At 75.4% G+C, this 12,564-nt stretch carries 13 protein-coding genes; 8 read left to right on the forward strand and 5 right to left on the reverse strand.

Annotated features, from left to right (window positions below; translation table 11 throughout):
• Positions 1 to 11: 11 nt before the first annotated feature.
• Positions 12 to 1,325 (reverse strand): ABC transporter substrate-binding protein, encoded by a 1,314-nt coding sequence (locus tag GA0074704_RS19530; RefSeq protein WP_088971834.1) that lies wholly within the window; start codon positions 1,323 to 1,325, stop codon positions 12 to 14.
• 169 nt (positions 1,326 to 1,494) lie between these two features.
• Here GA0074704_RS19530 and GA0074704_RS29690 point away from each other — a divergent pair, with 169 nt between their 5' ends.
• Positions 1,495 to 3,909, forward strand: a complete 2,415-nt coding sequence (locus GA0074704_RS29690; RefSeq protein WP_157743726.1) for a glycoside hydrolase family 10 protein — start codon at positions 1,495 to 1,497, stop codon at positions 3,907 to 3,909.
• Positions 3,910 to 4,014: 105 nt separating this feature from the next.
• On the opposite strand, the gene GA0074704_RS19540 is transcribed toward GA0074704_RS29690, so the two are convergent.
• On the reverse strand, positions 4,015 to 4,350 hold the full coding sequence (locus GA0074704_RS19540) for a hypothetical protein (protein WP_088971836.1): 336 nt from the start codon (positions 4,348 to 4,350) through the stop codon (positions 4,015 to 4,017).
• Between the two features lie 136 nt (positions 4,351 to 4,486).
• Between GA0074704_RS19540 and GA0074704_RS19545 the strand changes: the two genes are divergently transcribed.
• Positions 4,487 to 5,137: a hypothetical protein gene (locus GA0074704_RS19545; protein WP_088971837.1), complete on the forward strand. Its 651-nt coding sequence runs from the start codon at positions 4,487 to 4,489 to the stop codon at positions 5,135 to 5,137.
• 44 nt (positions 5,138 to 5,181) lie between these two features.
• Here GA0074704_RS19545 and GA0074704_RS19550 read toward each other — a convergent pair whose 3' ends face one another.
• Positions 5,182 to 6,402 carry an MFS transporter gene (locus tag GA0074704_RS19550; RefSeq protein ID WP_231926574.1) on the reverse strand — a complete coding sequence of 407 codons (1,221 nt, stop codon included), beginning with the start codon at positions 6,400 to 6,402 and terminating at the stop codon, positions 5,182 to 5,184.
• 135 nt (positions 6,403 to 6,537) lie between these two features.
• Here GA0074704_RS19550 and GA0074704_RS19555 point away from each other — a divergent pair, with 135 nt between their 5' ends.
• Both GA0074704_RS19555 and GA0074704_RS19560 read left to right on the forward strand, forming a co-directional pair.
• Positions 6,538 to 6,810, forward strand: a complete 273-nt coding sequence (locus GA0074704_RS19555; RefSeq protein WP_377471792.1) for a substrate-binding domain-containing protein — start codon at positions 6,538 to 6,540, stop codon at positions 6,808 to 6,810.
• 17 nt (positions 6,811 to 6,827) lie between these two features.
• Positions 6,828 to 7,604, forward strand: a complete 777-nt coding sequence (locus tag GA0074704_RS19560; RefSeq protein ID WP_231926576.1) for an alpha/beta hydrolase — start codon at positions 6,828 to 6,830, stop codon at positions 7,602 to 7,604.
• Between the two features lie 20 nt (positions 7,605 to 7,624).
• On the opposite strand, the gene GA0074704_RS19565 is transcribed toward GA0074704_RS19560, so the two are convergent.
• Both GA0074704_RS19565 and GA0074704_RS19570 read right to left on the reverse strand, forming a co-directional pair.
• Entirely contained in the window at positions 7,625 to 8,749 is a 1,125-nt protein-coding gene (locus tag GA0074704_RS19565) for an FUSC family protein (RefSeq protein WP_088971839.1), read from the reverse strand.
• A 75-nt stretch (positions 8,750 to 8,824) separates the two neighbouring features.
• Positions 8,825 to 9,472: a TetR/AcrR family transcriptional regulator gene (locus GA0074704_RS19570; RefSeq protein ID WP_231926578.1), complete on the reverse strand. Its 648-nt coding sequence runs from the start codon at positions 9,470 to 9,472 to the stop codon at positions 8,825 to 8,827.
• A 49-nt stretch (positions 9,473 to 9,521) separates the two neighbouring features.
• Between GA0074704_RS19570 and GA0074704_RS19575 the strand changes: the two genes are divergently transcribed.
• From GA0074704_RS19575 to GA0074704_RS19590, 4 genes are all read left to right on the forward strand, one after another.
• Positions 9,522 to 10,670, forward strand: a complete 1,149-nt coding sequence (locus GA0074704_RS19575) for an FAD-dependent monooxygenase (protein ID WP_088971841.1) — start codon at positions 9,522 to 9,524, stop codon at positions 10,668 to 10,670.
• Positions 10,671 to 10,777: 107 nt separating this feature from the next.
• Complete coding sequence (locus GA0074704_RS19580) at positions 10,778 to 11,308, forward strand: nuclear transport factor 2 family protein (RefSeq protein ID WP_088971842.1); 531 nt, start codon at positions 10,778 to 10,780, stop codon at positions 11,306 to 11,308.
• 87 nt (positions 11,309 to 11,395) lie between these two features.
• The gene (locus GA0074704_RS19585) at positions 11,396 to 11,923 is read left to right on the forward strand and encodes a nitroreductase/quinone reductase family protein (protein ID WP_231926580.1); all 528 of its coding nucleotides are present in this window, start codon (positions 11,396 to 11,398) and stop codon (positions 11,921 to 11,923) included.
• A 23-nt stretch (positions 11,924 to 11,946) separates the two neighbouring features.
• On the forward strand, positions 11,947 to 12,555 hold the full coding sequence (locus GA0074704_RS19590; RefSeq protein ID WP_088973825.1) for a glycine zipper family protein: 609 nt from the start codon (positions 11,947 to 11,949) through the stop codon (positions 12,553 to 12,555).
• Positions 12,556 to 12,564: the final 9 nt, after the last annotated feature.

Below are 12,564 nucleotides of genomic sequence, written 5' to 3' on the forward strand. Positions count from 1 at the left end.
GCCGTGCCGCGTCAGCGGGCGAGCAGCGTGTTGGCCTCGTCGACGGCCTGGTCCAGGGCGGTCTTCGGGTCGAGGTCGCCCTTGACCGCGAGCTGGACCTTGCCGATCACGGCGGCCTTGGTCCGGTCGTCCCACTGCACCGGGGTGAGGTTCTGCGCCTTGGCGATCTGCTCGGCGGAGATCTTGCGGGCCACCGAGGTGGGGTCGCTCTCGCTGACCTGGGTGAAGTACGGGTCCTTGAGCGAGTCGGCGGTGGACGGCAGGATCGTCACGATCTTGGCGAAGGCCAGCTGGTTCTCCGCGTTGCTGACGAACTTGGCGAACTCCAGCGCGGTGGCCGGGTTCTTGCTCTTCTTCGGCACCAGCAGGCCCATCACCGACATGTTGGTGGTGCCGTCGGCGCTGGCGATCTGCGGGGCGACGCCGGTGGCCTTGGCGACGGCGGGGGCGTTCTCGCCGATCACCTTGAGGAAGTTCGGGCCGGAGGGGAAGAGCGCGACCCGGCCGGCGGAGTACGCCTCGGTCTCCTTGGCGTGGTCCTGGGTCAGCCAGTCCGGCGCGATGGCCTTGCTGGTGTACAGGTCCCGCATCTTCGTCACGTAGTCGACGGCCTCGGGGGTGTTGAACGTCCACTTGCTGGCGTCGTCGTTGAGCAGCGGCACGCCCAGCTTGGCCAGGTTGGGCACGAAGCTGTTCTCCAGCGCCGGGTGCCAGCCGTAGAACTTGCCCTTGCCGGCGGTGGAGAGCTGCTTGGCCTGGGTGAGCAGTTCGTCGACGGTCTTCGGCGGGGCGGTCGCGGCCATCCCGGCCTTGGCGTAGAGGTCCTTGTTGTACATGGTGACCTCGCTGGTGAGGTACCACGGCAGGCCGTACGAGCCGGCCTGGCCGGGGACCTTGAAGGCGTCCCAGGCGCCCGGCACGTAGCTCGGCTTCACGTCGGCCGCGTTGGCCTCCATGTCGACGAAGACGCCCTGCTTCTCCAGCTTCTGGGCGAAGTTCGGGTTGAGGTTCACCACGTCCGGCAGGGTGCCCGCCTGCGCGTCGTTGGTGATCTTCTCCTGGGCGCCCTGGAACGGCAGGTCGATCCAGTTGACCTTGGTGCCGGGGTGCTTGGCCTCGAAGTCTGCGATCAGCTTGTTGATGTAGTCGTCGAAGGTCGGCTTGAGGGCCAGCGTGGCGAAGGTGATGTCACCCTTCACGTCGCCGCTGACCTTGTCGCCGGAACCGCCGCCCGCAGCGGTGTCGTCACCGCTGGACAGGCCGCAGCCGCTGAGGAAGAGCGCGGCCGCCGTCGCGACGGCTGCGAAGGCGCGGGTACGCCTCATAGGGGTCCTCCATGCGTGGGGGATGTAGGTGGTACGGACCAGTGCCGTGACTCTGGACCACGATCACTCTTCTGGTCAAGCCCTAGCAGCGAATTCACGCTGAGCGTCCCGTTTGACCACCGAACCGAGGTCTTGACTTGTCCGTACCACTGGGCACACCATGGCCCGCATGCCATCCCCCACACCGCTGCGAAGGACCGCCGTGACCGGCGCGGCCGGAGTCGTCCTGCTCGGACTGCTCACCGCCCCGGCCGCCGCCCGGGCCACCGGATCCCCCACCACCACCGGCCAACCCACCGTGGTCACCGCCGACGGCGACACCGCGGTCATCGACGCCATCGACCCCTCCTCCCGGGCCGCCGGCATGCTCGCCCTGTTCACCCCCGACGCCGGCGCCGAGACCCGCACCAACGCCTACGGCGGCGAGGCCGTGCTGCGTGCCCTCGGCGGCGGCTCCTACCAGGTGCTCAGCGTCTGCACCGTCTTCGACGCCTGCGCCAAGCCCGGCAACAACGCCATCCCGGCCGACGGCGCGGTGCTGTCGGCGTCCCCGCCCGAGACCGGCGGCACCGACGACCGGCGGTTCCTCCGCGACCAGCTGCGCGCCGGGGAGACCGTGCAGCTGCGCAACCTGCTGATCCGCCGGGCCACCAGCACCCTCGACGCCACCGACCCGACCGCCGCCAGCAACCCCGACGGGGTCGACCCGGCCAAGGGGCAGTGCTTCCCCGGCTGCCGCGGGGCGGAACAGTTGATCGCGTACACCCCGGCGGCCGGCCGGGAGCGGACCGGGACCAACGACTACGGCTTCGAGGTCACCGTCCGCGACGGGCGGGTGGTCGCCCGGCAGGGCGGCGACAGCCCGATCCCCGCCGACGGCTTCGTGCTCTCCGGGCACGGCACCCGCGGCTCCTGGCTCGACGGCAACGCGCCGCTGGGCGCGAAGGTCACCCTCGACGGCGACGCCGTCGCCGTCGACGTGGACGCGCAGAGCTACCTGCTCGGCGCGGAACGGGCCGCCGCCGCGGCCCGCGCCGCGAAGGGCGCCGCCGTCGACTCCTGCCTCGACATCGACCCCACCGCCGTGGACGCCGCGCTGGCCGACGCCACCGGGCTGCTGGAGCAGGCCCGGGCCGCCGCCACCGAACAGCCGGAGCGCGCCGCCGAGCTGGCCCGCGACGCCACCCGCCGGGCCGACGTGGCCGGCTACCGCACCCGCGAGTCCCGTCCCGTCGAGGGCCGCGGCCTGTGGGTACGCCCGATCGAGACCAGCCCCGAGCAGATCCGCGCGTCGCTGGACCGGATCGAGACCGCCGGATTCAACATGGTCTTCCTGGAGACCGTCTGGGGCGGCTACACCATCTACCCCAGCGCCGTCGCCGAGCGGGCCGGCATCCCCGCCCAGCGGCCCGAGATGCGCGGCTTCGACCCGCTGAAGGTCTGGATCGACGAGGCGCACGCCCGGGGCATCGAACTGCACGCCTGGACGCACACCTTCTTCGTCGGCATCGAGTCCGGCGGCGGTCCGGTGCTGCGGGCCCACCCCGAGTGGGCCGCCGTCGAGCGGGAGGACGTCGGCAAGGCCGGACCGCAGCCGTCCCGGATGGAACCCGGCTACTTCTGGGTCGACGCCGCCATCCCCGCCGTCCGCCAGCACGTGCTCGCCACCTACGACGAGATCCTGCGCGGCTACGACGTCGACGGTCTGCACCTGGACTACATCCGCTACCCGGTCTCCCTGCCGTACGGCGCCGACTTCTCCTACTCGGCGTACAGCCGGCAGACCTTCGCCGCCGAGCACGGCGTCGACCCGTACACGCTGAACCCGCAGTCGCCGCAGTGGCCGACCTGGAACGCCTGGCGGGAGAAGCAGATCACCACCTTCGTCGACCAGGTACGCCAGCTCCAGCGGCGGATCGCCGCCGACCGGAAGCTGTCCGCGGCCGTCTTCGCCGACCCGACCGACGGGCTGGCCAAGAAGTTCCAGAACTGGGGCGCCTGGGTCGACGCCGGCACCCTGGACTTCCTCACCGGGATGTCGTTCGGCACCTCCGCCGGCTCGGTGGGGCACGACACCGCGGTGATGCGCGAGCGGGTCGGCGACGTGCCGCTCTACACCGCCACCTACGGGCCGCTGCGCGGCTCCGCCCCGGACCTGATGCTCGACCAGGTGCAGGCGGTCAACGACGCCGACTCCGACGGCGCGGCGCTGTTCGCGTACAACCAGCTCAACGCCCGCCAGCAGGAGGCGCTGCGGGAGGGCACCTTCCGTACCCGGTCGGTGGTCCCGCACGCCGACCACCGCGCGGCCGCCCGGACCGGCGCCGCCGCGCTGCGCGCCTCGCTGGAGCGGGCCACCGCGTGCGCGCCGGCCGCGGTCACCGCCGAGGTCCGGGCCCGGCTCGCCACCGCCGAGCGGCTGCTCGCCGCCGGCCTGCCGGCGGCCTCCGTCGACGCGGCCGCCGCGCAGCTGAAGAAGGCCGCCGCCGCGGCGGCCGGCTGGGGCGCCGCGGTGCCCGCCGAGCTGACCCGGCGCACCATCCGCGACCTGCGGATGTACGCCCGCTGGGCCGCCCTGGCCTGAACGGAGGGGCCCCTTCTTGACGCCTGGCGTTCAGGGGTGACCCCTTCTTGACACCCGACGCTCAGGGGTGGCCCGCCGGAACCGGGCCGCCCCTGAGCACGGTCGTCAGCGCGCCCGGCGCTCCGGGTGGGCCCGGTTCCAGGCCCGCATCCGCTCCGGGTAGCCCGTCCGGGCCGCCTCGTAGAGCGGCACCGCGTGCCGGTGGGCGAGCTTCGCCGCCGCCCCGGGCGACCCGGTACGCCGCCGGATCCACTCCCCGTCGTGGGCGATGGCCACCACGGTGGTGTCGGTGGCGGTGGTCTCCGGTTCCAGGTAGAACTCCACCCCCTGCCGGCTGGACACGAAGTCCGCCAGCGCGGCCAGGTCGTCCCGGTCACCCTCGCGGTCCAGTTTCGTGGGGATCGTCCCGTCCGGGCGGGACCGCCGGTTGAACCAGCCCATGTCGGCTCCTCTCGCTCGGCGTACCCCCAGTGCAGCACCGGGGGCTGGCAATCCGCTGCGAGCCGGATGGGAGATCCCTGCGCCGCCGCGGCGATATCGCGCGACACCGGCCACCCGCCGCCCCTACCCTGCCCCGGTGGATCCGATCACCGCCGCCGCCCGGGACAACGCCGACTGGTGCGCCGCGGTCTGCGCCGCGCACGGCCTGACCGGCGTTGTCGACACCGACGCCTGGTCGGTGCCGCGCCGGTCTCCACCGCTCTACCCGGACGCCGTCACGCTCCGCCCGGGCGTGGATCCCGGCGCGCTGCTGGCCCGGATCGACGCCGGTCCCGGCGCGTCGGTGAAGGACAGCTTCGCCGACCTCGACCTGCACCGACACGGCTTCCGGGTGCTCTTCGCCGCCGAGTGGATCCACCGCCCGCCGGTCGACCCACCCGCCGCACCGGCGCTCACCCCGGTGACCACGGCCGCAGCGCTGGCCCGGTGGGCGGCGGCGCACGGCGGCGGCCCGGCGTTCCGGCCGGCGCTGCTGGCGGCCCCCCGCATCACCGTGCTGGCCCGGTACGCCCCCGACGGCACGGTCACCGGTGGCGCCGTGCTGACCCGAGGGCCGGTCGTCACCGGGGTGTCGAACGTCTTCGGCGAAGGCGTCTGGCCGGCGGTCTGCGGGTCCGCCTCGTCGGGCGTCGCACTGGTCGGCTACGAGTCGGGAGACGACCTGGCCGCCGCCGCCCGGGTCGGCTTCACCGCCGTCGGTCCGCTGCGGATCTGGCTCCGTGACTGACCGTCCGGCCCGCCGGCAGAGGTCGCCCGGCCCGCCGGCGGAGGTCAGCGCGCCGGGCGGCGGGTGGCCGGGACCAGCAGCAGCGCCGGCAGCAGCAGGATCGGCACCACCAGCAGGGCGCGCAGCGTACCGGTCCGGTCGCCGAGCAGGCCGAGCAGCGGCGGCCCGGCGAGGAACGCGGTGTACGCGATCGCCGCCACCACACTGACCCGGGCCGGCGCCCGGTCCTCGTCGTCGGCGGCGGCGCTCATCCCCACCGGGAAACCGAGCGAGGCGCCCAGGCCCCACATCGCCACCCCGGCCACGGCCAGCGCGCCCGAGCCGGCCAGCACCGTCACGGTCGCGCCGACCACCGCGAGCAGCATCGTCGCGAGCAGCACCGGCACCCGGCCCCACCGGTCCAGTGCGACGGTGCCGGCGGTCCGGCCGACCGTCATGCCGAGCACGAACACGCCGAACACCGCGGCCCCGGCGGCCTCGCTGAGCCCGTACCCGTCGATGAAGGCCACCGCGATCCAGTCGTTGGCGCTGCCCTCGGTGAACCCCATGATCAGCACCAGTACGCCGATGAGCAGGGTGCGCGGCTCCTTCCAGGCGGCCAGCACGCTACGCCGGCCGCTCGGCGCCGGGCCCGTGCCGGCCGGGGCCGACGGGGCGGCGGGAAGGAAGAACCGGGCACCGGCCAGCGTGCCGGCCAGCACCACCGCGGCCAGCACCGACAGGTGCACGCCGATCGGCACGCCCAGGCGGGCCGCCCCGGCGCCCAGCGCCGCCCCGGCCACCGTGCCGAGGCTCCAGGCCGCGTGGAAGCGGGGCATCACGGTACGCCCCAGCCGTCGCTCGACCACCGCCCCCTCGACGTTCATCGGCACGTCGCAGGCGCCCGAGCCGTAGCCGACGGCGAACAGGCCCACCGCCACCCCGGCCAGCGAACCGAACAGGCCGGCGGCCAGCCCGACCCCGACCAGCCCCAGGGCCAGCAGGGTGGTCGCCGCGCGTACCGTGCGGGCGGCGCCGAACCGCTGGGTGATCAGGCCGGCGGTGGGCAGGGCCAGCAGCGACCCGCACGACATGGCGAGCAGCAGCAGACCGAGGCGGCCCGGGGTGAGCGCCAGCTCCTCGCGTACCGCCGGGACCCGGGAGAACCAGGAGGCGAGCGCGAACCCGTTGAGCGCGAAGACGACGGCGACGCCGGTGCGGGCGGCGCGGACGCGGCGCGGGGTCAGCTCGGCCGGGTCGATCACCGGCGTGGTGGTGCCACTCACAGGGCCCGTTTCCCCTCCCTCAGGTCCAGGCCGGACGGGCCTGGACGGTGTCTGGGCACAATCCCACACCTGAGAGCGTTACCACTTCAAACCGGCCTCCGCCCCTTACCGCCGGGGCCGCGTCACCGGCGCATGATGCCAGGGTGGGCCGGGCGGGCGCCGGCCGACCCGACCGCGCTGGGCGTGCTGTCCGGGCCGCGCGGGCTGGGGGTCGAGGTGCCCGGGGACGTGGCGGTGGCCGGCTTCGACGACATTCCCCTCGCGGCGCTCAGCACTCCGGCGCTGACGACGGCCAGCCATCCGGTGGGCCGGATCGCCGCCGCGGCGGCCACCGCGGTCGCCGAACGGAGGACAGCCGGACCGGTCACCACCTTCCCGTCGACGCTGGTCCCCAGGGAGAGCGCCTGATCGCCGGTTAACCCCTGGTGGACGGGGTAGACGCCCGGGACGGCCGCCTGCCCGAGGAGAAGCCCGACGTGTCCGAGCCCGCGCCACCGCACCGGCAACCGGAGGAGAACCCCCGGCACGGGCGGCTGACCGCCCGCCCGGTGCCGCCGGTGACCACGGGCGGTTCGGGCCGCACGCCGCTGACCGGCCCGGACGGCGAGGCGCTGGGGCTGGCGTACGCGCCCGCCGGCACCGCCGGGCGGCCGCTGCGGCTGGTGCTGCTGCTGCACGGCGCCGGGGGCACCGCCGAGCAGGGCCTGGACCTGCTGTTGCCGCTGGCCGACCGGCACCGGCTGCTGCTGGTCGCGCCGCAGGCGGTGGCCAGCAGCTGGGACCTCGTCGTGGAGGGCTTCGGCCCGGACGTACGCCGGATCGACCTGCTGATGGCCGCCGCGTTCCAGGCCTGGCCGGTGGAGTGCGTGGTCGCCGGTGGCTTCTCCGACGGCGCGTCGTACGCGCTCAGCCTCGGCCTGACCAACGGTGACCTGTTCGCCGCGGTGCTGGCCTTCTCCCCCGGTTTCGCCGCGCCGATGGTGACCCACGGCCGGCCCCGGGTCTTCGTCTCGCACGGCACCGGTGACCAGGTGCTGCCGGTGGACGTGTGCAGCCGTCGGCTGGTGCCGCGACTGAACACGCTCGGCTACCAGGTCGACTATCACGAGTTCGACGGGGGGCACGAGGTGCCGACGCCGATCCGGCAGCACGCGGTGGAGTGGCTCTCCAGCGTCGCCGGCCGGCGCACCCGGCTGCGCTGAGCCGGCCGTCACCGCGCCGGTCAGCGCACCGGCAGGCCGATCGCCTCGTCGACCCGGTCCAGCACGGCCGCGTCGTCGTCGCCGCGTACCCCGCGCAGCAGGTCGATGGCGGTGGCCCGGACCTGACCGATGACCATCGCCAGCGGCAGGGTCGGGCCCGGGGCGTAGAGCCGCCCGGCGGTGCGTACCGCGGTCAGCGCGGCGTCCTCCGCGGCGGCGGCGTGCCGGTCCGCGACCTCGGCCGGGCCGGTCAGGTCGGCGGCGAAGGCCGCGCCGCCGGCGCGGACGGCCTCGGCCAGCGAGCGGACCGCCGTGCCCAGGTCGGCGGGGACCGGGGACGGCTGCCGGGTCAGGGTCACCCCGGCCCGGGCCAGCACCCGGACGTTGCGCACCACGTAGTCGATCTGCCGGATGGAGGCGTCCACCGAGCGCAGCCGGCCGATGTCCCGGCGGCGGCGGACGTGCAGCCGCAGCGCCTCGCCGGCGGCGAGCACCGCGTCCCGCAGTCGCTGCACCGTCGCGTCGGCCCGGCGGGCCCGGTCCAGGGCGGCGAGCGCGGCGGTCTCGTCGGCGCGGTCCAACGCTCCGGCGACCTCCTCCAGCAGGTCCCCGATCTCGGCGAAGGTCTGTCGGAGCTGGCCGACCAGCGGGGCCAGCGGCCGGCGGGCGTCGACGAGCTGGCTGGCGGCCAGCGCCACCGCGCCGCCGATCAGGGCGTCGACGAACCGGAACGGCACCAGCGACTCCGTCGGCGGCGAGACCACCACCAGGTAGAGCGCGGAGACGGCGGCCTGCACCACCGAGACGGTGCTCGCCCCGATCGCCACCGCCAGGGCCACGGTGAGCAGGATGACGGTGAACACCGTCCAGGTCGTCCGTGGTCCGAGGGCCTGCACCACCAGGTCGGCGACGAGCACCCCGGCGGCCACCCCGAGGACCACCTCCACGGCCCGCCGCATCCGCTGGCCCCGGGCCTGGCCGAGGACGATCAGCGCGGCGGCCGGCGCGAAGAACGGCTGCGGGTGGCCGACCAGGCGGGTGGCGAGCAGCCACGCGATCGTCGCGGCCAGGGTCGCCTCGACCACCGGCAGCCAGCCGGCGCGCAGCCGCCGCAGGGCCGTACGCAGCCAACTCCACCGCGCCATCGCCGCATCCTCCCGGGTTGATCGACCCACCCAGGGTGCTCCTCGACGGCCCCGGACGCCAGCGCGACGGCCCGGTCAGACACCGGTGAAGCCGCGCAACGCCGCGCGTACGGCGGCGCGCAGGTCGTACCGGCTCTGCGGGCTGCCCGGCGGCGGGGCGTCCAGGGCGCCCGCGCCGACCAGCCGGTCGAAGAGCAGCCCGTCGACGAACGCGACGAACTGGTCGCCCTGCCGTCGGGGATCCGGCGCACCGGCCCGGGAGAGCAGGTCCCGGGCCTGCACGCGGAGCACCGTGCCGTGGTCGAGGATGCGGCGCAGGTCCGGCCGGTGCACCGCTTCGAGCAGGCAGGCGTACCGGGCGAGGGTGCGGTCGCGGCCGACGGTCAGCCAGCGGTCGAGGACCCCGGCGATCCCGGCGGCGAGCCGGTCGAGGTCGGCGGCGCCGAGCCGGTCCGGGAGTTCGGTGGCCCGCGGGTCGGCGGGGAGTTCCTCGGCGGCGATGTCGGCCCGGTCCAGGTCGGCCAGCCGCTGCACCACCGCCTCGATGAGCGCCTGCCGGGTGCGCAGGTAGGCCGAGGTGGTGCCGAGCGGCGCGCCGGCGCGGGCGTCGACGGCGCGGTGGGTCAGCGCCCGCATCCCACCCTCGGCGAGCAGGGCGATCGCGGCGTCGGCGAGCGCCGCCGTCCGGGCCGTCCGACCGGTGCCCCCTGTTCTTGGTGCCACGGCGCTAGTATGGCCTTCTACAGGTGTAGAAGGACCCGGGGATGGTGCCATGGCGACCGGACGGGCGATCGTGGTCGGTGGCGGCATCGGGGGTCTCGGCGCGGCGCTGGCGCTGCTGCGCCACGGCTGGCAGGTCACCGTGCTGGAGCGGGCCGCCGAGGCGCAGGAGATCGGCGCCGGGCTCTCCCTGATGGCCAACGGCCTGCGCGCCCTCGACGCGCTCGGGGTCGGCGCCGCCGTGCGCTCCCACGGCCGGTCCGGTCCCGCCGGTGGCCTGCGCGACCGGACCGGACGGTGGCTGTCCCGGGTTCCCGGGGCGGAGCTGGAACGGACGTTGGGCACCGGCGCGGTCGGCATCCACCGGGCCGAACTGCACGCCGTCCTGCGTGCCACGCTGCCGGCCGACGCGCTGGTCACCGACGCGCGGGTCACCGACGTCGACCCGGACGCCGGCGAGGTGCACTACCGCGCCGCCGACACCGTCCGGGGTGACCTGGTGGTCGGCGCCGACGGCCTGCGCAGCGTGCTGCGCGCCCGGCTGTGGCCGGACCTTCCGCCCCCGGTGTACGCCGGCTCCACCACCTGGCGGGCCGTGCTGGCCTGGCCACACCCGCTGCCGACGGCGGTCACCTGGGATCCGGGTGCCGAGTTCGGCATCGTGCCGATGGACGACGGGCGGGTCTACTGGTACGCCGCCGTGACCGCCCCGCCCGGCGGACACGAGCCGGACGAGCGAGGCGCCGTGCTGGACCGGTTCGGGTCCTGGCACGAACCGATCCCGTCGCTGGTCGCCGCCACCCCACCGGAGGCCGTGCTGAGGCACGACATCCACCACCTCGCCACGCCACTGCCGTCGTACGTCCGGAGGCGGGTGGCGCTGCTCGGCGACGCGGCCCACGCGATGACCCCGTACCTGGGGCAGGGCGCCCAACTGGCGTTGGAGGACGCGGTGACGCTGGGCGCGGCGTGCGCCGCCGGACCGGCCGACCTGCCGGCCGCGCTGGCCGCCTACGACCGGCAGCGACGACCGCGTACCCAGGAGGTGGCCCGCGCGTCGCTGCGCGCCGGCCGGTACGGCCAGCAGCTGCGCAACCCCGTCGCCGTGGCGGCCCGCGACACCCTCCTGCGGCTCACCCCGGCCCGGATGGCGCTGCGGGCGATGGCCCGGTACGCGGACTGGACACCTCCGACAGCCTGATCCACCACCGCGCGACCGGTCCGCGGGACCACGGCAGCCGGCCCGGCCTGGCAGCATGACCGGCGAGGGCGCTCCGATCGGGTGCGGCCCTGGCACGGGAGGCCGCGATGGAACCCACCCACGACGACGACCGGTACGACCGCACGATCGCCCGCTGGCGGGCCGCCGCGGAGCGGGCCGACGTCGCCGAGGCGGTGCGCTGCCTGGCCCCCGACGTCGAGGTGATCTCCCCGCTGACCGCCCGGTTCCGCTTCCACGGCCCGGCCCAGGTGGGCGACATGCTGGCCGCCGCCTACGAGGTGATCGACGGCATCCGCTTCCACACCGCCGTCGGCGCCGGCGACACCCGGGCGCTGTTGTTCCACGGCACGGTCGACGGCCAGCAGGTCGAGGAGGCGCAGCTGATCCGGTTGGACGCCGCCGGGCTGATCCGGGAGCTAACCCTCTTCGGCCGGCCGCTGCCGGCGCTCACCGCGGTGATGCGGCGGCTCGGGCCGCCCCTGCTGCGCCGGCAGGGCCGCCCCGGGCTCGCCCGGTTCGTGGCCGTGGCCACCCGGCCGCTGGCCACGATGACCCGGGTCGGCGACCGGCGGGTGGTGCCGTTGGGCGACCCGGCGCGAGGCCGCCGGGCGGGCTGACCGGCCCGCGAGACGGGCCCCCCGGCCCTGCCGCCACCTGCGCTCCCGCGGTCCGATGGAGGGGCGGTCGGCAGAGGGAGGGTCACGATGGACACCAGCAGCGCCGGTGGGCTCACCGGCCGGCACCGGCGGTGGATGTACCGGGGCGGCCGGCCGAACTGGCTCGCCCGGTTGATGAACCGGTTCGCCGCCCGGCAGTTCTCGGTCGGGCTGGCACCGCCGAACTGGATGACACTGGAGGTGCCCGGCCGCCGCACCGGCCGGACCGTCGAGGTTCCCGTGGTTGTCGCGGACCACGAGGGCGAGCAGTTCCTGGTCTCGATGCTCGGCGAGGACGCGAACTGGGTCCGCAACGTGCGGGCCGCCGGTGGCCGGGCGGTGCTGCGGCACGGCCGCCGGGAGCAGGTCCGCCTCGACGAGGTGCCGGTCGCCCAGCGGGCCCCGATCCTGCGGCGCTACCTCGCCCTCGCCCCGGGTGCCCGGGCACACCTGCCGGTGGACCGGCACGCCCCGGTCACCGAGTTCGCGGCGATCGCCGCCCGCTTCCCGGTCTTCCGGATCACCCCGGACCCGAGGCCGCCCGACCCGCCGGCCGGCGGCGCGGAGGCACACTGACGGTCAGCCTGGAGGTGATCCCCGTGGTCTTCGGCATCCTCAGCGCGGTCGTGCACGTCCTGGCCGGCGCCCTGCTCGGCGCGGCGGCCGGTGGCGGGCCGGGGCTGGCGGTGGGCGCCGTCGCCGGGCTGCTGCTCGGCGTGCCCTTCGGCTGGGCGGTGGCCACCACCGGCGCGTACCGGCCGGACGTGCGGGGCGTGCTGCTCTTCGCCGTCGACCACACCTGGAGCCTGCCGAACACCGTGCTCGGCGCCGCGTTCCTCACCGGGCACCTGACCGCCGGTCACCGGCTGGACCGGAACACCTGCCGGCACCGGGGGCGGATCAACCTGGTCGAGGGCGTCTGGCCCCGGTACGCCACCACCCTCGGCACGGTCTGCGCGGGCGCGTCACCCGGCACCCAGCGGCACGAGGACGTGCACGTCCTCCAGGCCCGGCTGCTCGGCCCGCTCTACCTGCCGCTGGTGGCCGCGAACTGGGTGCTGTTCACCGTCGTCCCGGTCTGGCTGCTCTGGCACGACCACGCCAACGCCCCGATCGACCGGTTCCGCCGGTACTTCGAGGTGGGCGTCTATCCGCACACCTGGCACGAGGCCATCGCGTACCGGGTGCAGGGCCGGCCACCGCAGTGACGCCCGCGG

It is taken from the genome of Micromonospora siamensis, from assembly GCF_900090305.1.
GTDB classification, from domain to species: Bacteria; Actinomycetota; Actinomycetes; order Mycobacteriales; family Micromonosporaceae; genus Micromonospora; species Micromonospora siamensis.

What these genes read in the sequence shown, in the direction of transcription:
- GA0074704_RS19530 (WP_088971834.1), bottom strand. Translation starts at nt 1,325, where the DNA reads ATGAGGCGTACCCGCGCCTTCGCAGCCGTCGCGACGGCGGCCGCGCTC.
- GA0074704_RS29690 (WP_157743726.1), top strand. Translation starts at nt 1,495, where the DNA reads ATGCCATCCCCCACACCGCTGCGAAGGACCGCCGTGACCGGCGCGGCC.
- GA0074704_RS19540 (WP_088971836.1), bottom strand. Translation starts at nt 4,350, where the DNA reads ATGGGCTGGTTCAACCGGCGGTCCCGCCCGGACGGGACGATCCCCACG.
- GA0074704_RS19555 (WP_377471792.1), top strand. Translation starts at nt 6,538, where the DNA reads ATGCCAGGGTGGGCCGGGCGGGCGCCGGCCGACCCGACCGCGCTGGGC.
- GA0074704_RS19565 (WP_088971839.1), bottom strand. Translation starts at nt 8,749, where the DNA reads ATGGCGCGGTGGAGTTGGCTGCGTACGGCCCTGCGGCGGCTGCGCGCC.
- GA0074704_RS19575 (WP_088971841.1), top strand. Translation starts at nt 9,522, where the DNA reads ATGGCGACCGGACGGGCGATCGTGGTCGGTGGCGGCATCGGGGGTCTC.
- GA0074704_RS19580 (WP_088971842.1), top strand. Translation starts at nt 10,778, where the DNA reads ATGGAACCCACCCACGACGACGACCGGTACGACCGCACGATCGCCCGC.
- GA0074704_RS19585 (WP_231926580.1), top strand. Translation starts at nt 11,396, where the DNA reads ATGGACACCAGCAGCGCCGGTGGGCTCACCGGCCGGCACCGGCGGTGG.